Source organism: Achromobacter sp. HZ34, from assembly GCF_002209485.1.
Taxonomy (GTDB): Bacteria; Pseudomonadota; Gammaproteobacteria; order Burkholderiales; family Burkholderiaceae_B; genus Bordetella_C.
Map to the genome: position 1 here is coordinate 773,003 of NZ_NJIX01000003.1, position 19,726 is coordinate 792,728.

At 67.1% G+C, this 19,726-nt stretch carries 15 protein-coding genes; 7 read left to right on the plus strand and 8 right to left on the minus strand.

Going from position 1 to position 19,726, the window contains the following annotated elements; genetic code table 11:
• Positions 1-21: 21 nt before the first annotated feature.
• Genes CEY05_RS15570 through CEY05_RS15590 form a run of 5 tightly spaced genes read right to left on the minus strand, consistent with a single transcriptional unit; the run spans position 22 to position 6,341 of the window.
• A complete protein-coding gene (locus CEY05_RS15570; protein ID WP_369825948.1) occupies positions 22-1,683 on the minus strand; it encodes a four-carbon acid sugar kinase family protein in 1,662 nt (553 codons plus the stop codon).
• Positions 1,592-2,857 (minus strand): ribulose-bisphosphate carboxylase large subunit family protein, encoded by a 1,266-nt coding sequence (locus tag CEY05_RS15575; RefSeq protein ID WP_088599278.1) that lies wholly within the window; start codon positions 2,855-2,857, stop codon positions 1,592-1,594. Before CEY05_RS15575 ends, CEY05_RS15570 begins: the two co-directional genes overlap by 92 nt.
• Positions 2,858-2,878: 21 nt before the next feature.
• Entirely contained in the window at positions 2,879-3,418 is a 540-nt protein-coding gene (locus tag CEY05_RS15580) for a VOC family protein (protein WP_088599279.1), read from the minus strand.
• Positions 3,419-3,434: 16 nt separating this feature from the next.
• The gene (locus CEY05_RS15585; protein ID WP_088599280.1) at positions 3,435-5,312 is read right to left on the minus strand and encodes a TRAP transporter large permease subunit; all 1,878 of its coding nucleotides are present in this window, start codon (positions 5,310-5,312) and stop codon (positions 3,435-3,437) included.
• A gap of 12 nt (positions 5,313-5,324) precedes the next feature.
• Positions 5,325-6,341 (minus strand): TRAP transporter substrate-binding protein, encoded by a 1,017-nt coding sequence (locus CEY05_RS15590; protein ID WP_088599281.1) that lies wholly within the window; start codon positions 6,339-6,341, stop codon positions 5,325-5,327.
• A gap of 195 nt (positions 6,342-6,536) precedes the next feature.
• On the opposite strand from CEY05_RS15590, the gene CEY05_RS15595 reads away from it, so the two are divergent.
• Positions 6,537-7,454, plus strand: coding sequence for a LysR family transcriptional regulator (locus tag CEY05_RS15595; RefSeq protein ID WP_088599282.1), 918 nt, complete (start codon positions 6,537-6,539; stop codon positions 7,452-7,454).
• Between the two features lie 189 nt (positions 7,455-7,643).
• On the opposite strand, the gene selD is transcribed toward CEY05_RS15595, so the two are convergent.
• On the minus strand, positions 7,644-8,705 hold the full coding sequence (gene selD / locus CEY05_RS15600; protein WP_088599283.1) for a selenide, water dikinase SelD: 1,062 nt from the start codon (positions 8,703-8,705) through the stop codon (positions 7,644-7,646).
• 186 nt (positions 8,706-8,891) lie between these two features.
• Between selD and pap the strand changes: the two genes are divergently transcribed.
• The 6 genes from pap to CEY05_RS15630 all read left to right on the plus strand — a co-directional run bounded on the left by pap (position 8,892) and on the right by CEY05_RS15630 (position 16,159).
• A complete protein-coding gene (pap, locus tag CEY05_RS15605) occupies positions 8,892-10,364 on the plus strand; it encodes a polyphosphate:AMP phosphotransferase (RefSeq protein WP_088599452.1) in 1,473 nt (490 codons plus the stop codon).
• Between the two features lie 102 nt (positions 10,365-10,466).
• The gene (locus CEY05_RS15610; protein ID WP_088599284.1) at positions 10,467-10,931 is read left to right on the plus strand and encodes an HIT family protein; all 465 of its coding nucleotides are present in this window, start codon (positions 10,467-10,469) and stop codon (positions 10,929-10,931) included.
• A gap of 119 nt (positions 10,932-11,050) precedes the next feature.
• Positions 11,051-11,590, plus strand: a complete 540-nt coding sequence (locus CEY05_RS15615) for an STY0301 family protein (protein ID WP_088599285.1) — start codon at positions 11,051-11,053, stop codon at positions 11,588-11,590.
• A 151-nt stretch (positions 11,591-11,741) separates the two neighbouring features.
• Positions 11,742-12,497 (plus strand): uracil-DNA glycosylase, encoded by a 756-nt coding sequence (locus CEY05_RS15620; protein ID WP_088599453.1) that lies wholly within the window; start codon positions 11,742-11,744, stop codon positions 12,495-12,497.
• 320 nt (positions 12,498-12,817) lie between these two features.
• Positions 12,818-14,785 (plus strand): DEAD/DEAH box helicase, encoded by a 1,968-nt coding sequence (locus CEY05_RS15625; RefSeq protein ID WP_088607530.1) that lies wholly within the window; start codon positions 12,818-12,820, stop codon positions 14,783-14,785.
• Positions 14,786-14,986: 201 nt separating this feature from the next.
• Positions 14,987-16,159 carry a class I SAM-dependent methyltransferase gene (locus tag CEY05_RS15630; protein ID WP_088599287.1) on the plus strand — a complete coding sequence of 391 codons (1,173 nt, stop codon included), beginning with the start codon at positions 14,987-14,989 and terminating at the stop codon, positions 16,157-16,159.
• A gap of 108 nt (positions 16,160-16,267) precedes the next feature.
• Here CEY05_RS15630 and CEY05_RS15635 read toward each other — a convergent pair whose 3' ends face one another.
• Complete coding sequence (locus CEY05_RS15635) at positions 16,268-17,476, minus strand: CCA tRNA nucleotidyltransferase (protein ID WP_088599288.1); 1,209 nt, start codon at positions 17,474-17,476, stop codon at positions 16,268-16,270.
• The gene (locus CEY05_RS15640; protein WP_369825949.1) at positions 17,473-19,677 is read right to left on the minus strand and encodes a transglycosylase SLT domain-containing protein; all 2,205 of its coding nucleotides are present in this window, start codon (positions 19,675-19,677) and stop codon (positions 17,473-17,475) included. Before CEY05_RS15640 ends, CEY05_RS15635 begins: the two co-directional genes overlap by 4 nt.
• Between the last annotated feature and the right edge of the window lie 49 nt (positions 19,678-19,726).

Sequence of the window (19,726 nt, forward strand, 5' to 3'; positions counted from 1 at the left end):
CGTCGTTTGCTGCGGTTTTGCCTAAGCTCGAAAGCTGACGCCGGCCAGGAGGTCGGAGAACAGGGTTGGAGGGCCCATCTGGCCGCCCTTGAGCATCAGTTCCACGCCGTCCAGGGGCTGGCCGGGCGCGTCGATGCGGCAGACGGCGACCCCGGGGGCCAGGACGTAGGCCAGGGTCAGCGCGGTGATGCCCCAGGATTGCACGGCCAGGCTGGAGGTGTCGCCGCCCGCGAAGCCGACCCGCTGCAAGGGATGGCGGCGCAGCACTTCCTTCATCAGGCGGCCACTGCCGATGGCCAAGGCTTGCGTGAAGCCTGGACGCGCGGCCGCGCTGGCATCGGCGAACGTGGTGTGCGCGACCACGCTACGGCCCGCACGCAGTGCTTCGGTGATCTGAATCAGGACTCCAGTGATGGTGTCCTGGGTTTGAATGGAAGGCTGTCCTCGATCGCCGTGGGACGAGTCATCCACAGGCTCATCGTCCTTGCGCTCGCCATGGCTGGCCAGCGCGGCAGGATCAACGCCGACGGACACGAAGCCATCCTGCTCGGCGCGCTTGATCTGCGCCGCGGTCACGGGCGAACGGCTGCCCGCCATGATGAAGGTTTGCGCGACGGAGACCGTCCCGCCGGCAGCCGTGGCGGGTGAGGCCGCGGCAGGCACGAGCGCAGCGTCCGCGACGGCTGATTCGGCAGCCGCATGCGGCACTACCGAAGACGCGGCAAGCAACGCCTGCACGACACCGGTCGGGCCCGCCGCCAGCAATGGCCCGGCGGACGGACAACGCGCGCATAGCAGGCGCCCTATCGCCGCCAGATGCGCGGGCCGCGTCACGTCGAACAGCACGGCTTCAGCGCCACTGTTCAACATCGCATCCAGGCGCGCATCCTGTTCACCGGCGGGTAGCTCCAGCATCTCCGCATCGAAGGACAAGGCTTGCAGGCCTTGCCGGCCCAGATGAACCCGCAGGTCCGCTTCGTCCATGGGCGTCACGGGATGGCAGCTCATGGTGGGATGGCGATCGATGCGATAGATCCTGCCGTCCTGCCCCGCCCGCGCATACAGGTTTGCGTACGCGCAGTACCGCCCAAGATTGGGCTGGCCGCCGACGATAAACACCGGTCGCGCACTTACGGTTTCCGCCAACGCCCCGCGTGCCAGCGCAGTCGCATGGCCGATGCTGCCGATATGCGGCGCGCTATCGAACGTGGAGCACGTCTTGTAATGCAGCACCGCCGCGCCGGTAGCCGCCAGCCCGGCGAAGATGCGCGGCAACACGCGGTCCATTTCCGCCGGCGCCATGGACCGCGCGCTGCCCGCCACGCCTATGCAGTCCAGCTCACCATGACGGCGTAGATCCTCGGCGCTGGGCACGTCCATGAAGAGCGCCGCCCTCCATCCCCCCAACACCGCGGCCGCCAGCGTATCCGTGGACCCGGTGAAGTCATCACCATAAAAAGCAAGCCGAGGCCGCGCATCGCGGCCCCTGATGGGCGCGACCGCCGCGGCACCAGCGTCGGTCCCTCGGCCTGGCTCTGCCGCACCCGTCGAGACGGCCAACGTCCCGGCCTCGTCCCCCCGCGTCACGCCATCAACCATAAAACGCCAACGCCTGCGCCAGCGCCGGCCGCTGCCGGGCGAACTCAGGCAAGGCGATCCCCGCCACGGCCGCATCCCACGCATCGCGGATGCTTTGAACGCCAGCGGCAGGCCCGTCAGGGTGACCCAGGATTCCGCCCCCGGACAGGAAGATCAGATCCTGCCCACCCAGCGCCGCGAACGTCGCCGGCACCGTGCCGGCCCACTGGCCCGACGAAAACACCGGCATCACGGCATCGTCACCCGCCATGGGCGTCAGGCAGGCGCGCGCCGAAGCGATGACGCTGTCATCGCTTTCATAGAACTTCCCGCCCAGCCCATTGACGTGCAACTGATCCACCCCCGCCAGCCGCCACAGCGCCTGGTAGGCCTGGAAGTCCATGCCCAGCGCGGGATGCCGCGACATCATCGCCAGCCCGTTGCGATGCCCATGCAGCGCCAGCGGCGTACCGCGCCGCAGCGCCTGGATGGCGGAAAATCCACACCAGTTCAAACTGGCCATGACGCAAGTCCCGCCGGCGCTGGCCACCAGGTCGGCATGGCGCCGCATGGCATCCAGGTCATCCGAAATATTGAAGGCATACATCACCTTGCGCCCCGTGCGCTGGGCATGATCGTTGATCACCCGCATGACCTCATCCACCCGCTGCGCCAGGGGCGAATGCGGCGGATTGGCCATCACCTCGTCATCCTTGATGAAGTCCACCCCGGCGGCACACAGCGTCGCCACCGTGCGGGCCGTATCCGTCGGCGCCATGCCCACGTTGGGTTTGATGATGGTGCCCAGGATGGGCCCGGCGTCGCGCCCCGTCAAGGCACGCGTACCTGCCACGCCATGGCGCGGGCCGTCGAACTGCCGCACATACTCCGGCGGCAGTTCCAGCGACAGCAGCTTCACACCGGTCATCTCGCCAAGGTCATAGATATTGCCGCCAACCGTGGCCGCCAGCGTCGGCAGGTTGGCGCCGACGTTGTCGATGGGAAAGGAAACGGTGATGCGCGCCTGCCGGTAAGGGCCGCCCACACCGCGCCGTTCCAGGTAGGCATTGGGCAGGCTGGGCACATCGGACTCGCCCAGCTGCTGGATGGACGTCACCACGGCGCGCGAACGCGCCCGCAGGTCATCGGTCTCGCCGGCCACGCGCACGAAGGTGCCGCTGGATTGCTCGCCCGCCAGCACCTCGGCGGCCTGCTCCAGGGGAAAGGGAGTTTCGATCAGATACGTGGCGCGGAAATCCGCGCGGGAGACATCATTCATGGCGTGGCCTGTTCTAGCGGGTTACAGCGTGGCAAGGTCGGGAAAGGGACGCACCGCATCCTTGCCGTCCCAGCCTGTCGACGCTTCGCGAATCAGCTTGAACAACTTGCCCTTGGGACCTGCCACTTCGGACAACTCGATGACGGTCCCGGGATGGGTTTCGGTTTCGTAATAGACGTAGCGGCCCCGTTCGCCCACCTCGCCGCTCATGCCCACCTTCAGGCCTTGCGCCTGCAGCCGCGCCACGTCGGCGTCGAAGTTCTCGGTCCAGTAGGCCAGATGCTGCAAGCCCGTGCGGCCGGCGTCGAGAAACGCCTTGTACATGGACGGCGCGTCATTGCGCTGCTGGATCAGCTCGATCTGCAAAGGTCCGGAATTGGCCAGGGCGACCGACACTTCGATGGGCGAAGGCTCGCCCTTGTAGCGGAAATTCTTCACCGGCACGCGGTCGGCGTAGTACCAGGGACCGATGCCCAGCACTTCGCTCCAATGCTTCATCTCTTTATGGATATCGTGTACGACGTAACCGGCCTGCCGGACTTCGCCAAAGAATCGACTCATAGCGTTGCAACCTCGATCAAAGGAAACCCGTGGAAATCCAGGGGATGAAAGCCACCAGCAGCACGCCGATCACCAGCGCGCCCAGATAGCCCCACATATAAGGCATGGCCTCGTCCGGATTCACCTTGCTGATGGCGCAGGCACCGTAGTACCCGACGCCGAACGGCGGCGCGAACAGGCCCACGCCCATGGAAAGAATCACCACCATCGCGTAATGCACTTCGTTGACGCCGACGGCGCGCGCGATGGGAAACAGCAAGGGTCCGAACAGCACGATGGCGGGAATGCCTTCCAGCACGCTGCCCAGGATGGTGAAGGCGACGATGGACACCAGCAGGAAACCGATGGCGCCGCCCGGCAGGTTCGCCATGACATCGGCCAGGTCGCGCGAGAAACCGGATTGGGTCAGGCCCCAGGCCATACCGGTGGCCGCACCCACGATGAAGATGATGGCGCCGGCCAGCGCGGCGGTGTCGATCAACATGCGCGGCAGGCGCTGCCAGTCGAAGCGGCGGTACAGCAGCAGCCCCGCCAGCACCGAATACGCGATGCCCAGGGTGGACACCTCGGTCGCCGTCGCCACGCCTTCGACCACCGCCGCGCGGATGAAGAAAGGCAGCAACAACGCCGGCAGCGCGATGGCCATCAGGCGCAGGATCTCCCGGCCTGGCACGCGGCGCACCTGGGACAGGTCCTCGTCACGGCTACGGCGCCAGACGATGATGGCCAGCGTCAGGCCCAGCGCCACGCCGGGCAGCAGGCCGCCGGTGAACAAGGCCGCGATGGACACCCCGGTCACCGACCCTATGGTGATCAGCACGATGCTGGGCGGAATGGTTTCCGTCTGTGCGCCCGTGCAGGACAGCAGCGCGGCAAGATTGCCGGGCCGCGCGCCCCGCTGCTTCATTTCCGGGAACAGCGCCGGCGCCACCGCCGCCATGTCCGCCACCTTGGATCCGGAGATGCCCGACACCAGGTACATGGCGCCGATCAGCACATAGGACAGGCCGCCGCGCACATGGCCCAGCAGGCTGGCGAGGAAGCCGATCATGGCGCGCGCCATGCCGGTCATCTCGATCAACAGTCCCAGGAAGATGAACATGGGCACCGCCAGCAGGATCAGGTGCGACATGCCCTCGTCCATGCGGCCCACCAGCACCATCATGGGCGTGTGCGTGGTCAGCGCAAGATAGCCGAACGTCGCCAAGGCGAAGGAAAACGCGATGGGCACGCCCAGGAACACATTGGCCGCCACCACACCGACAAAGAAGATGACCAGGTTGATCTTGCCCAGGCCCGCCAGCAGCGGCTGCGCCAGCATGAACAGGCCGATGATCACCGCCACCGTGGCCACCGCGCCCACCGCCTGCCGTGCGCTGCCCACCCGCAGCAGGCGCAGCAGCGCGAACACCGCCATCAGGCCGAAGCCGATGGGCAAGGCCGACGCGCGCCAGGCATTGGAAATCTCCAGCGCCGGCGTGGTGACGATGGCCTCTTCGGACGCATACTCGAACGCATGCGGCAGGACCACCACCAGGAACGCCAGCGACGCGGCGATGGCCACCGTGTCGAGCCAGGCCCGCGTGCCCGGCGCGCAACGCGCCAGCAGCGCCGTCATGCGCATATGCTCGCCACGCCGCAGCGCCACCACGGCGCCCAGCATGGACAGCCACAGGAACAGGATGGACGCCAGTTCATCGCCCCACACCAGCGGCGCATGAAAGGCGTAGCGGGCGATCACGCCGGCGAGCAGGACGAAGATCTCGGCCAGCACCAGCACGGCGGCCGGGATTTCCACCGCCAGGCCGAGCAGGCGTTCGCAGCGGGCGATGACCCCCCCTGACGCCGCGACGGCACCTGTGGAGCCGGCATAGGGGGCGGCGGACACTTGCATGGCCTGCCCCGCTTACGCCAGCTTACCGACGGCGTCTTCCAGCAGGCTCCAGGCCTGGTCGCCGAACTTGCCCTTCCATTCGGCGTAGAAGCCGGACTGGCGCAAGGCCGCCTGGAAGCTGTCGGCGCCCGGGCGGTTGAACTTCAGTCCCTTGCTTTCCAGGTCGGCCTGGATGGACTCGTTCATCTTGCGCAGGTCGTCGCGCTGCTGCATGCCCGCTTCGTTGAAGGCGGTTTCCCACAGCTTCTGCAGATCCGGCGGCAGGCGCTTGAAGGCGCGGCCGTTGGCGATGAACCAATAGCCGTCCCAGATGTGGTTGGTCAGCGAGCAGTACTTCTGCACTTCGAACAGCTTGGCCGCCTGGATGATGGGCAACGGGTTTTCCTGCGCGTCGACGATGCGGGTCTGCAGGGCCGAATAGACCTCGCTGAATTGCAGGCTGGCCGGCGCGGCCGACAGGGACTTGAACATGGAGATCGACAGCGGGCTTACCGGCACGCGGATCTTGATGCCGTCCAGATCCTTGGCGCTGGCGATGGGCTTGTTGCTGGTGGTCACCTGGCGGAAACCGTTGTCCCACATCTTCTCGAAGGCATAAAGATTTGCCTTGGCGATGCCTTCGCGCACATGGGTGCCCAGCTTGCCGTCCATGGCCTTCCACACCTGGGCGTAGTCCGAAAAGGCGAAGCCCACGGCGTTGATGGCGGCCACCGGCACCACGGTGGCGATCACCAGCGCCGACGGCGTGAACAATTCGATGCCCCCGCTACGCACCTGCGACAGCATGTCGGTGTCGCCGCCCAATTGGTTATTGGGGAAGATGGCGATATCCAGGCGGCCGTTGGATTCTTTCTTGATACGGTCGACGGCCTGCTGCGCGCGGATGTGCAGCGGGTGCGTCATCGGCAGGTTGTGCGCGTACTTGTACGAGAACTCGGCGGCGGCGCGTGCGTAGCGCGGCACGCCAAGATACAGGGCGGGGGCGGCCGCCAGCGCGCGCAGCACCGTGCGACGGGTGGTGGGGGTCATTTGTCTTGTCTCCTTGGGGCGCCGGCGTAAAGATTTTCTTATGGACCTGCCAGCATTCGGAACCCGCCTCTTCTGGAAAACACCTCGCGCGGGCCTGCCCGTGCCAGGCGATTGCCATGAAGGCAGATCGACGTGGAGCCTAATGTATCGCGGCGGCTAGAATTGGAGAAACAGAAAATTTGGGACGATTATGCGATGAAAGAGATAAATCTCTCGACCCGGGATCTGCGTGCCTTCCTGGCCTTGGCCGAGCAGCGCAGCTTCACCCGCGCCGCCGTGCAATGCCATTTGTCCCAATCCGCCTTCAGCTCCCTGATCCGCGCCATCGAGGACACGCTGGGTTACCGCCTGTTCGACCGCAACACGCGCAACGTCGAACTGACACCGCAAGGGCAGCTGCTGGAATCGTCGGTGCGGCGCATGCTCAACGACTTCGACGAAATGATCGACGACTTCCGCGGCCATGCCACGTTGAGCAAAGGGCGCGTCTCGGTGGCGGCCCTGCCTTCGATCGCGGCGGGCTGGCTGCCGGGCATCTTCGCGGAATTCCGCCAGCGCTATCCGGCCATCGACATCGAGCTGGCCGACGTGCTGTCGGCGCCCTGTCTGGAACGGGTGCGCACCGGGCGCGCGGACTTTGCCCTGGCTTCGTCGGGGGTGCAGGCGCAGGACCTGGAGGCGCGGCTCCTGTGCAACGACCGCTTTCACCTGGTGTGCAAGGCGGACCATCCGCTGGCGCGCCAGCGCGAAATCGGCCTGCGCGATCTGTCGGCGGCGCCCTTCATCCACCTGGCCCGCTCGCACAGCGTGCGGCTGCAGCTGGAACGGGCCTTCCACCCCTATCCCATGAAGACCGTGATGGAGGTCGAGCAATTGGCCACGGTCACCGGCATGATCTCCGCCGGCATCGGCATCACGGTGGTGCCGGCCCTGACGCTGTATGAATTCGAACGGCCCGACCTGGTCAGCCGGCCCTTGCGCATGCCGGGACTGGTGCGGCGCATCTATCTGGTCAAGCGGCGCGGCGCCAGCCTGCCGGCGGCGGCCGCGCAGTTGTATGCGCTGATGCTGGAACGCAAGCCGCGCCGCCAGGCCACGCGCGCCCGTGCGTGACCGGCGGTTCGACGGCCCGACGATCCCGCGGGTGCATGGCTGGCGTTGGGGCGTTGGGGCGCTGGGGCGCTGGGGCGCTGGGGCGCTGGGGCGCTGGGGCGCTGGAGCGTTGGAGCGTTGGAGCGTTGGAGCGTTGGAGCGTTGGGGCGTTGGGGCGTTGGGGCGTTGCTAGTTCGGCCCGAGTAAGGCCTACTCGACCTGGACCACGGGCTCACCCGCGGCCATTTCACCCACCACCGCGGCGGTGTCGAAGCCCTGCGCGGCCAGCGTCTTCATGACCGCATCCACGGCATCCGGCGCGCAAGACACCAGCAAGCCGCCGGAAGTCTGCGGATCGGTCAGCAGCGCGCGGGCGACATCGTCGACGCCAGCGCCCAGGCGGATGGCCTGGCCATAGGACGTCCAGTTGCGGCCCGACGCCCCGGTCACGTAACCCTCGCGCGCCAGCTGCTGCACCTTGGGCAGCCACGGCAGGCCGGCCAGGCGCAGGCGCGCCGTCAGGCCCGCGCCGCGCGCCATCTCCAGCGTATGGCCAAGCAGGCCGAAGCCGGTCACGTCGGTGATGGCATGCACGCCCGGCAAAGCCGCCAGCGCGGGGCCAGGGGTGTTCAAGCGAGTGGTGCTGGCGATCATGGCGCGGTAGCCATCCTCGTCCAGATGGTTCTTCTTCAAGGCCGCCGACAGCACGCCCACGCCCAGCGGCTTGCTCAGGACCAGCACGTCGCCGGCGCGCGCGTCGGCGTTGCGCTTCACCCGCGCCGGATGCACCAGGCCCATGGCGGCCAGGCCGTAGATGGGTTCGACCGAGTCGATCGTGTGCCCGCCCGCGACCGGAATGCCGGCCTGGGCGCACACGTCCTGGCCACCCTTCAGGATCTGCGCGATGGTCTCGTGCGGCAGCACGTTGATCGGCATGCCGACGATGGCCAGGGCCATGATGGGCGTGCCGCCCATGGCGTACACATCGGACAGTGCGTTGGTGGCGGCGATGCGGCCGAAGTCATAGGGATCGTCGACGATGGGCATGAAGAAATCCGTCGTCGCGATCAGCGCCTGTTCGTCGTTCAGGCGATAGACGGCGGCATCGTCGGCGGTCTCGGTGCCCACCATCAGCTGGGGATGGGCCATGGCCGGACCGAAGCGCGCCAGCAGATCGGACAGGATCCCGGGCGCAATCTTGCAGCCACAGCCACCGCCGTGGGACAGGGAAGTAAGCCGGGGCGCGGCGTTGGCTTGAGCGTCTTGTGTCATGTCGGATCTCCAGTGCAGCAAAGCATAGCATCGGGCCCATGCCGGAAATGGCGGCATCCCCAGGTAGCTCCAAGACCGGAGTAAGGACGCGAAGTGCGCCAGATGGGCGCATCAGCCCTGCGCTTGCCCTGGCCTTCGGAATGGTTCACCATCCCTCGCACCGACAACCCTCCCCCCGCCCATCGCATGTTTGCAGAAGCCGAAGCCGATCCCAGTCTCAGCCGCGAAGCGTTCAAGAAGCAGGAAACGCGGCTGCGCACCGCCTTGGTCAAGGCGCAGTATGCCCGCCTGCAGGCGGGCGAGCGGGCCCTGTTGATCGTCGTGGCCGGCATCGACGGCGCGGGCAAGGGCGCCACGGTCAACCTGCTCAACGAGTGGATGGACCCGCGCCACATCCGCACCCAGGGTTTCGGTCCGCCGGACGACCTGGAGCGCCAGTTGCCCGCCTTCTGGCGCTACTGGAGCGCCCTGCCGGCGAAGGGGCGCACCGGCATCGTGTTCGGCTCCTGGTACGCGCCGCTGCTGTTCGAAGGTGCGCGCAAGCATCCCGATACGGAACGCCTGGACGCCCTGGCCACCGGCATCCGCCGCTTCGAAAACCAGCTGGCGGCCGATGGTGTGCAGGTTCTCAAGCTGTGGTTCCACCTGTCACCCAAGGCGCAGAAGGCTCGCAGCAAGCGCCTGCTGGCCTCGCCTGAAACCGCCTGGCAGGTGCTGCCGGAAGACCTGCTGGCGCAGAAGCATTTCGATCGCCTGCGCGAATCCGGCCATCACGCGATCAGCCGTACCGACAGCCCCCATGCGCCCTGGGTGGTGATACCCAGCGCCGACGACAACCAGCGCGCGGTAGCCGCCGCGCAGGCGGTGCTGCACGCGCTGCAGCGCGGCGCCATCCGGGTGCCGGCCGCCGCCGTGGCCGGCGCGGGCCAGGCCGCCCGCCGCGACGTGCTGGGCAAGCTCGACTTCAGCGCCAACGTCGACAAGGACGACTACGAAAGCCGCCTGGGCGCGCTGCAGGGCCGCCTGGCGCGCGCCATGCGCGACCCGGCATTCCGCCAGCGTTCCCTGGTGCTGGCGTTCGAAGGCCAGGATGCCGCCGGCAAGGGCGGCGCCATCCGCCGCGTCACCCAGCCGCTGGACGCGCGCCATTACGAGATCACGCCCGTGGCGGCGCCGTCCCCCCACGAGCTGTCGCGGCCCTACCTGTGGCGCTTCTGGCGCCGCGTGCCGCGCCTGGGCCGCGTCGCCATCTTCGACCGCTCCTGGTACGGCCGCGTGCTGGTGGAACGCGTGGAAGGTTTCACCCCTCCAGCCTGCTGGAAACGCGCCTATGGCGAGATCAACGACTTCGAAGGACAACTGGCCGGGCATGGCGCCATCGTCATCAAGTTCTGGATGGCGATCAGCCGCAAGGAGCAGCTGCATCGTTTCCGCGAACGGGAAGAGTCGCCCTACAAGACCTTCAAGATCACGCAGGACGACTGGCGCAACCGGCGCAAATGGCCGGACTACCTGACCGCCGCCAACGAAATGATCGCGCGCACCGATACGCCGATGGCACGCTGGCACATCGTCGCCACCGACGACAAACGGCTGGCGCGCCTGCAGGTGCTGGAACACATCGTCGAGACCGTGGAAAAAGCGCTGGGACGTGATTGATCTTGATACGCGGCCGCTACCGATCTTGCTATAAAGCCATCTTGCTATAAAGCGATCTTGGTATAAACCGTTTATCCACAGCCTGCCGGCGGCCTGATCCTTATGACCACTCTGCAACCCGACTGTCCTCTCTGCCAGCAACCCGGGGGCGCCCTGCTCTGGCGCGGCGACCATCTGCGCGTAGTGGAGGTCGACGATGCCGACTATCCGGGTTACACGCGCGTCATCTGGAATTCCCATATTCCAGAGATGACCAGCCTGTCGCGCCATGGCCGGGAATTGGTCATGCAGACAGTGTGGACGGTAGAGGAAGTGCAGCGCGAGATCTTCCACCCGGACAAGATCAACCTGGCCTCGCTGGGGAATATGGTGCCGCACCTGCATTGGCATGTGATTCCGCGCTGGCGCGGCGACCGCCATTTTCCCGACGCCGTCTGGGCGGCGCCGCGCGTGGCGCCCGGTGCCGAATCCGAGGAATGGCATGCCCGCATGACGCGTCTGCAAAGCCTGATGCAGCGCTACCGCAACCGCCTGCTCGAAGCCCTGGGCGCCATGTCGCGCCATTGATGCAGCCGCCGGCCGGCCGGCGGCGCGGTGCCGCTTGCCGCCAGATGCCGCCATGCCTCCGTTTGCCGTCGCGCCGCCCCGGCCGCCAGGGCATCCGTCCCGCAGTCACAGGAATACTTATGTTGAAGTCCATGTCCCGTAACGACCAAGCCCGCGACCCAGCGCACGCCTCGGCACGCGTCCAGGGCCGCGCACGGGCCCGCGCCCAAGCCCCGGGCCGCCTGCCCCTATTGCTGGCCGCCCTGCTGCTGGCCCCGGCCGCCTGGGCCGCGCGCCCGGTCAACAACACGCCCTGCCCGGCCATGATGGCGATCACGCAGACGCCGGTGAACACGCCGCAGGGCTGGACGCTGATGGCCGATCCGCGCCGCGATGCCAGCCATCACCTGCAGGCGGTGACATTCTTCTCCGGCGATCCCCAGGACATGGCGTCCCTGTCGCCGGACATCGAGAAGCGCACGCCCAAGGGTTATTCGTCGACGTGGCGCTTCCAGCAGCATGGCGGCCAGCAGGAAGACTATTGGATAGGCTGCAGCTACACCGACACCAACCTGATCGCCATCCGCAAGCTGGCCAGCAACATCAGCCAGTGCGACATGACCCAATACCTGAGCGACCGCAAGCGTCCAGGCGGATCGGTGGACATCATCTGCTATTGAGCAATAGCACCGGTCAGCCCGGATTCCGTTGCCCGCCCGCCGGCGGGCGGGCAGCTTTCGTGGAAGGGTAAAAGCACCGGGCTGCGGGGGCGGCAGCTCCCGTAAAGGCTCGATTTCAGTTTCCTCTCCTGGCTTTGGCACAATGGCGGCCATGCCCAACGACAACCGCCTGAAGACACCCCTGGCCGAGCAACTCGCCGGCCTGCCCGACACCTGGGCCGCCGCCCTGCGCGAGCCCGCCGTGGCCCAGGCCCTGGACAACCTCGATGCGCTGCTCACGCGCCGCCTGGCCGAGGGTGCCACCATCTATCCGGCCCAGCCCTTCCGTGCCCTGCACGGCCTGGCGCCCGCCGACGTCCGCGTGGTGATCCTGGGCCAGGATCCCTACCACGGCCCCGGCCAGGCCCAGGGCCTGGCGTTCTCGGTGCCGGATGAGGAACGCCGCCCGCCCAGCCTGCGCAACATCCTCAAGCAGATCGCCGCCGAATACCCGGACGCCCCGGTCGCCGCCAACGATCTCACCCCCTGGACCGAACAGGGTGTGCTGCTCCTGAACACATCGCTGACGGTAGAGGACGGCCAACCCGCTTCCCACGCCAAGCGCGGCTGGGAAATGGTCACCGACGCCCTGATCCGCCTGGTGGCGCGCGAGCCGCATCCCAAGGTCTTCCTGCTGTGGGGCGCCCATGCCCAGGCCAAACAGGCTCTGTTGCCGGCGGACAACAGGCATCTGGTCCTGACGGCGAACCATCCTTCCCCCCTCTCGGCTCTGCGTCCGCCCCTGCCTTTCCTCGGCTGCGGCCACTTCAAAAAGGCCAATGATTGGCTTGAATCTCAAGGACAAAAAATTGTCGATTGGGGTTTGCCCGATAAAAAGCTGGCATTACAAAACGAATTCAGGTTATGATTTGCGCGCTGCACCACTCAAGTTTCGGCACTTTCACGCGCCTTCGACCGGTTTCCGCATCGCACTAGCCTTTGCGCACCGAGTCTCCGGGTTCGGTAGTCATGCAGTCGCAGCCGGGTAAAACAGAATCCCGGCCCAAGCCGAACTTCATCGCTTCCTGACCCCTTTCCTTTCGCCCAGCGTTCAGTTCTTAGGAACGCGTCCCGCGCATGGTTGATCCGGTCGGCTTCGATGCTCACTCAACCGCGCCTGGACTCGGCCTCCTATCCCTGTAGCCGTCCGCGCATTTATTGCCGCTTATCAAGTGGCAAGGGCAAGTAATGTCTTTCGAAACGTCTATTGATTCCTCGACCGAAACCGCGATCGAGACCGCTGTCGAATCTTCCTTCGATACCCTGGGCCTGGCCCCCACGCTGTTGTCCGCGGTGAAGACCGCCGGCTTCACCATCCCCACGCCCGTCCAGATGGCCGCCATTCCGCAGGCCCTGGCTGGTCGTGACCTGATGGTCTCGTCGCAGACCGGCAGCGGCAAGACCGCCGCCTTCATGCTGCCGGCCCTGAACCGCATCGCCCAACAGCCCGCCAACAAGGGTGTCGGCGTGCAAGTGCTGGTGCTGACCCCTACCCGTGAACTGGCCATGCAGGTCAACGATGCCACCCGCATCTACGGCCGCAACATCGCCGACCTGCGTACGACCATCGTCGTCGGCGGCATGCCCTACGGTGCCCAGCTCAAGGCCCTGTCGCGTCGTGTCGACGTGCTGGTAGCCACCCCGGGCCGTCTGCTGGATCACCTGCAGTCGGGCCGCGTCAAGCTGAACACCGTGCACACCCTGGTGCTCGACGAAGCCGACCGCATGCTGGACATGGGCTTCATCGAAGACATCGAAACCATCCTCAGCCGCCTGCCCGCCGAACGCCAGACCCTGCTGTTCTCGGCCACGCTGGACGGCAGCGTTGCACGCCTCGCCTCGAAGATGATGCGCGATCCGCAACGTATCGAGATCGCCGGCGCCAAGGAAAAGCACGGCAACATCACCCAGAGCCTGCTGTACGCCGACGACCAGGATCACAAGAAGCAGTTGCTGGACCACGTGCTGCGCGATGCCAGCCTGGACCAGGCCATCGTCTTCACCGCCACCAAGCGCGGCGCTGACGATCTGGCGAACCAGCTGACCGACCAGGGTTTCGCCGCCGCGGCCCTGCACGGCGACATGAACCAACGCCAGCGCACCCGCACGCTGGGCCTGCTGCAACGCGGCCAGTTGCGCGTGCTGGTGGCCACCGACGTGGCGGCCCGCGGCATCGACGTGCAAGGCATCAGCCACGCCGTCAACTATGACCTGCCGATGCAGGCCGAAGACTACGTGCACCGCATCGGCCGTACCGGCCGCGCTGGTCGCAGTGGCCTGGCCTACACGCTGGCCACGCATTCGGAACGCCACAAGGTGCGCCGTATCGAACATTTCATCGGCCAGACCATCGCGCCGCAAGTCATCGCCGGCCTGGAACCCAAGCGCGCGCCGCGTCCTTATGAAGGCGGCGATCGTGGTGGCAAGCGCAGCTTCGGCGGCAAGCGCCCGCAGGGCCAGGGCCGTCCCTACCAAGGCGGCGACCGTCCCCGTTCGTTCGGTGGCGGTGACCGTCCCTCCTTCGGCGGTGATCGTCCCCAGGGCGGCTGGCGCGGTGGCGACCGTCCGCAAGGCGGCTTCCGCAGCGAAGGCGGTGCCCGTCCTGAAGGCGGTGGTTTCCGCAACGACCGTGCTGAACGCGGCGGCTTCCGTGCCGACGACGCGGCCCGTTCCGAAGGCTTCCGCTCCGAGCGCCCGCGCTTCGAAGGCGGCGCTCGTCCCGAGGGTGGATTCCGCCGTGAAGGCGGCCGTCCCGAGGGCGGCTTCCGTTCGGAAGGCGGCTTCCGTCGCGAAGGCGGTGCCCGTCCTGAAGCGGATGGCCGCCCCGGCGGCTTCCGTCGCGAAGGTGGTGCTCGTCCTGAAGGCGGCTTCCGCCGCGAAGGCGGTGCCCGTCCTGAAGGTGGCTTCCGTCGTGAAGGCGGTGCCCGTCCCGAAGGCGGCTACCGCTCCGAAGGTGGCTTCCGCCGTGAAGGTGGTGCCCGTCCCGAAGGCGGTGCCCGTCCTGAAGGCGGCTTCCGCGCCGAGCGCCGTGAAGGCGCTCCCAGCCACGGTCGCAGCGAAGGTTATGCCCGTCCGGCCCGGCCTGCTTTCGAAAAGCGCGGTGACGGTCCTGCCAAGCGTTTCGACAAGCCCGGCTTTGCCGGTCGCCGTGATTAAGCCTTTCGGCACCCATCTGTCGGATATCAACCGGACGGTAGCCCTTAATCGATAGGCGCCATCCGGAAGCTGTTCCGACGGTCGAAGCGGAATTCCCCATTTACTGAAAGAATGGGGGATTCCGCTTTTTTGATTTTTTACAGCCCCCGGCCAGAATGGGGGATTCCCATTTTGATAGTTCATCTTCCCCGAAAAAGAAGCATGACATCTCATCCCGCCTTCGAATTCGACCCCGACACCCGCATGCATGGTGAACGTGTGGCGCAGCATCTGCGCCAGGCCATCGCCGGCGCGGGTGGCTGGCTGCCCTTCGACGCCTGGATGGGCGAGGCGCTGTATGCCCCGGGCCTGGGCTATTACGCCGCCGGCAGCGCCAAGCTGGCCGAGGCCGCCAACGGCCAGGCGCCTACCGGCGACTTCGTCACCGCGCCCGAACTGACGCCGCTATTCGGCCAGACGCTGGCCAACCAGGTGGCGCAGGTGCTGCGCGCCAGCGACAGCCTGGACGTGCTGGAATTCGGCGCGGGCAGCGGCGCGCTGGCCGCCAGCGTGATTGCCGCGCTGGACGTCCTTGGCCTGCACGTGCGCTACGCCATCGTCGAGGTCTCCGCCGACCTGCGCGCGCGGCAGCGGCGGCGGCTGGCCGCCCTTGGGGACCGGGTCGTGTGGCTGGATCATTTGCCGGAATCCTTTGCCGGCTGCGTCCTGGCCAATGAGGTGCTGGACGCGATGCCGGTCGATGTCTTCCGCTGGGATGAGCAGGAAGACCTGCGCCAGCGCGGCGTCGCGGTCGATGCCGAAGGCGGCTTCGTCTGGGAAGACCGCCCGGCGGTGACGGAACTGGCGCACCGCATCGCCGAGCGCATGCCGCCGATGGCGGGCTATGTGTCCGAGATCAATCACCAGGGCGAAGCGTGGATGGTCGGCCTGGGGCAATGGCTGCGGCGGGGCGCCGCGTTGTTGTTCGATTACGGCTTTCCGCGGCACGAGTACTACCACCCGCAGCGCGCCGCCGGCACGCTGATGTGCCACCTGCGCCACCATTCCCATGCCGATCCCTTCCTGGCGCCGGGTTTGCAGGACATCACCGCCCACGTCGATTTCACCGCCATGGCCGATGCCGCGCTGGAAGGGGGGCTGGACGTGCTGGGCTACACGTCGCAGGCGCGCTTCCTGATGAATGCCGGCCTGATGGAACAACTCACCGGCCTGGACCCCAGCGACGCGGGCGCCTATGCCCGCGTGGTCGCGCCCGTGCAGAAGCTGCTATCGGAAGCGGAGATGGGCGAATTGTTCAAAGTCCTGGCCGTCGGCCGCGACATCGACGGCCCGCTACTGGGATTCAACCGCGGCGATCGCCGGGATACGCTGTAAGGCACCGCCATCGGCCGCGCGAACCGCGACGACGCGCGCCGCTCGGGTTATCGACGTTGACCGGCCGCACGATGGCGGCCGTTTTTATCTGGTCGATGAAGCGGATGATCAGCCAAGTTCTTGCAAGGCCTGCAGGCGTGCCGTGCGCAGCGCGGGCTTGATGCGGGCGGGATCGCCGCCTTCGGCGCGGGCAATGGCGCCGGCGTCGATGGCGCGGACCGCGGCGACGCGCGCCGCCCAGGTGTCGACGTCGACCGGCCGCACGATGGCAGCCGCCTTGAGCAGATCGATGAACCGGTCGGGCTTGCGCAGCGCGTCGCAACGCTCCATCAAATCCAGCGCCGCGGCCTCCGACGCCGCGCCTTGCGCGGGTTCATCGCCGTTCACCAAAGCCTCGTCTTGGTTGCCGCTACCTGCATTAGAACCGCTGCGGTGCTTGACGCCGGCGGCGCCGTTGGCAAGCTCGCCACGCTCCAGCGCATGAAGCACCTGCGGCAACAGGCGCGCTTCATCCGTGCAGGCCGCCGGCACACGCAGGCGCGCGCCCAGCGCTGCCGCGTCGGCCGTATGGCGGCATAGCAAGGCCCAGCGCCCGGCCAACGGCAGGCCCGCCGCCGCGGCGCGATCCAGTTCCGCCCCCGTGTCCTCGGCCAGGACCAGCCCGGGCAGCACACGCGGCAATGCCTCGCTGTCGCGCAACACGTCCAGCACCCGTGACGGCGTGCCCGTCATCAGGCCGCGCGAAATTTCCTTCCATACCCGCTCCGGCACCAGCGCATCCGCCTCACCGGCATGCACCATCCGGCGGCACAGATCCAGCGTCTCCGGCGCGATGGTGAAATCCGCGAAGCGCGCCGCAAATCGCGCCAGGCGCAAGATACGCACGGGGTCTTCGGCGAAGGCCTCTCCCACGTGGCGCAACACCTTCGCGCGAACGTCGGCCGCGCCGCCCAGAGGATCGATCAGGCTGCCGTCGGTGGCGCGGGCAATCGCGTTGACCGTCAGGTCACGCCGCTGCAAGTCCGCTTCCAGCGTGACGTCGGTGCCCGTGTAGAACGTGAAGCCTTTGTAGCCCTGACCCGACTTGCGCTCCGTACGCGCCAGCGCGTACTCCTCGCGGGTGTGCGGATGCAGAAATACAGGAAAGTCGCCGCCCACCGGCAGAAAGCCCAGCTTGGCCATCTGCGCCGGCGTAGCGCCGACCACGACCCAGTCGCGGTCACCCGCGGGCAGCCCGAGCAGATCGTCACGTACCGCGCCGCCGACCACATAGGCCGTCAACCCGGCCAGTGCTGGGTCATGCTCCCGCGCACTCACGGCAAAGGTACCGGCACGTTCGCTTGCGGCGAAATCTGGCCCAGGCGCTGCTTGAGCGATTGCGGCTGGCCCGTGAACAGCGCGGCGTAGTAAGTGGCGTTGGACATCACGTTCTTCACGTACGTGCGCGTCTCGGTGAAGGGGATGGTCTCCGCGAAGATGGCGCCTTCCACCGGATGGCTCAGCGTCGAACGCCACAGCACAGGCCGGCGCGGCCCCGCGTTGTAGCCGGCGCTGGCCAGCACCTGGGACCCGTCCAGGTCCTGCAGCACCATGCTCAGATAGCTGGTGCCAAGCTTGGTGTTGGTGTCGAAGTCATTGACGCTGTTCGGCGTGAAATCATCCATGCCGATCTTGCGCGCCACCCACTTGGCCGTGGCCGGCATCAACTGCATCAGGCCCGACGCGCCGACCGACGACCGCGCGTCCATGATGAAGCGCGATTCCTGCCGAATCAGTCCATAGACCCAGGCCGGATCCAGGGCTATCTGATTCGCCTGGGCGGCGACCCGCCCTTCGAACGGCGCGATGTAGCGTTGCGTGAAATCGAACTGCTTTTCCGTGCGATCCGACGTATTCACCACGCGGTCATAGATGTTCTCGTGACGCGCCAGTTCGGCGGCCGCCAGCAATTGCCGGTCGTCCATGTCGCGTATCGTGTAATTCCACTCAGGCACGGCGTCGCCACGCCATCCCAGGCGGAACAGCGCAATCGCGCGTTGCAGTCCCGGATTGGCGCGCGCCCGCGCCAGCTCCTGCGCCGACAACGGCGCCGGGCGCGGTGGCACCGTAATCGGCCGGCCCAGTTCCTCGGCCGCCAATTGGCCGTAGAAATTGAACTGGTCGGCGATGCTGGCATAGCGGCGCTGCGCTTCGTCCTTGTGGCCGGTGGCGGCCAGGCCGCGGGCATACCAATAGATCCAGCTGGGATCCGTGCGGTCGGACACCGGCATCGCATCGATGCTGGCCATCACCCAGCGCCAGTCGATCTTGGGCTGGCGCAGCGCGGCGCGCACCTTCCACGCCTGGTTGTAGGAGGTCATGCGGATATGGCCCGCTTCCACATACCAATCGTTGGCGCGCGAATCCAGGTTGAGCACCGCGACCAGGGCATATTGGCCACGCAGCCAGGCGACGTTCTCGCGCGGCAGGTTCTTGGCCCATTCGCGGCGGAAGTAGGCATCGGCGACGTCGAGATCCTTGCGCGGCAGGCGCGCAAGCGCAATGGTGACCAGCTCGGTCTCGGCGGCCGAACGGGGCGGCTTGGGCTGCTTCACCAGCCACTTCATCGGATCCTTCATCAAGGCGTCGTACGCCTTCATCTGGGCAGGATCGAACATGTAGCCGGCGAACTTGTCGGCATCCGTGGTCTTGTTGTTCTCGATGGCGTCGCGCAGTTGCGGTTCCAGTTGCTCCCAGCCCAAGACCTTGTCGGCCACCAACTGGTCGTAAAGGGTCCAGCACCAGGGGCCGGGCGAGAACGTGTCCATGGCCTGCTGCGCGCTGACCTTCTGCCCGGTCATGTAACGGCCGTTGAGAATGGCGCATTCGGTCTGCGGGCCCGTGTTCTTGACGGGGCCCAGCTTCTTGACGGTATCGAAATCACCGGACCGCGCAGCAACCAGCAGCCAGTCCTGGCGCAGCTTGTCGCCCAGATAGGAGTCGGCATTGCGCCGCAGGAAATTCTGCAGATCGGGCGTGGGCCGCTGGTTCGCAGGCAGGTTCCACAGCTGATAGCGCAACAGCCAGTATTCCGGATACATGCCCAGGATGTCGGACCGCGCCTGCGGCACGGTCATCGCCAACACCGACCATTGCTTGCGCTGCATGGCGTCGCGCGCCGCGATCACGGCCTGCTGCGCCATGGAAGGCGCGGAGGTAACCGGGGGGACCGGCAGGGGCTCCGGCGCGGGGATGACCATGCCGGGCAGTCCGGGCACCGCTGGGGCGCCAGGCCCGGCCGGCATAGGCACGGTCGGCACAGGCAAGGCTGGTACCGCGGGCCCGGTCGGCGCCAGGGCCGGTGCCGGCTGCACCGCGCCCAGGTCGGGCTGGACGGTGGACGGCGGTGGCGGTGTCGCCGGCGTCGTTTCCGCGGCGGTCGCTACGGTCGCGCCGCCCTGCGCCGACGTCCGCTGCTGTGCATCGACCGGCGCGCAGGCGACCGCCAGCAGCGACAGCGCGGGCAACAGCCGAAGCAAGGTGCGCGCCTGCTCGGCACGGGAAAATTTCTGATAACGTCCGGGATCC

Coding starts and splice junctions, on each gene's coding strand:
- CEY05_RS15570 (WP_369825948.1), bottom strand. CDS start 1,683: ATGCGTGGGATGCGGCCGTGGCGGGGATCGCCTTGCCTGAGTTCGCCC.
- CEY05_RS15575 (WP_088599278.1), bottom strand. CDS start 2,857: ATGAATGATGTCTCCCGCGCGGATTTCCGCGCCACGTATCTGATCGAA.
- CEY05_RS15620 (WP_088599453.1), top strand. CDS start 11,742: ATGCCCAACGACAACCGCCTGAAGACACCCCTGGCCGAGCAACTCGCC.
- CEY05_RS15625 (WP_088607530.1), top strand. CDS start 12,818: ATGTCTTTCGAAACGTCTATTGATTCCTCGACCGAAACCGCGATCGAG.
- CEY05_RS15590 (WP_088599281.1), bottom strand. CDS start 6,341: ATGACCCCCACCACCCGTCGCACGGTGCTGCGCGCGCTGGCGGCCGCC.
- CEY05_RS15595 (WP_088599282.1), top strand. CDS start 6,537: ATGAAAGAGATAAATCTCTCGACCCGGGATCTGCGTGCCTTCCTGGCC.
- selD (WP_088599283.1), bottom strand. CDS start 8,705: ATGACACAAGACGCTCAAGCCAACGCCGCGCCCCGGCTTACTTCCCTG.
- CEY05_RS15615 (WP_088599285.1), top strand. CDS start 11,051: ATGTTGAAGTCCATGTCCCGTAACGACCAAGCCCGCGACCCAGCGCAC.
- CEY05_RS15585 (WP_088599280.1), bottom strand. CDS start 5,312: ATGCAAGTGTCCGCCGCCCCCTATGCCGGCTCCACAGGTGCCGTCGCG.
- CEY05_RS15580 (WP_088599279.1), bottom strand. CDS start 3,418: ATGAGTCGATTCTTTGGCGAAGTCCGGCAGGCCGGTTACGTCGTACAC.
- CEY05_RS15630 (WP_088599287.1), top strand. CDS start 14,987: ATGACATCTCATCCCGCCTTCGAATTCGACCCCGACACCCGCATGCAT.
- pap (WP_088599452.1), top strand. CDS start 8,892: ATGTTTGCAGAAGCCGAAGCCGATCCCAGTCTCAGCCGCGAAGCGTTC.
- CEY05_RS15610 (WP_088599284.1), top strand. CDS start 10,467: ATGACCACTCTGCAACCCGACTGTCCTCTCTGCCAGCAACCCGGGGGC.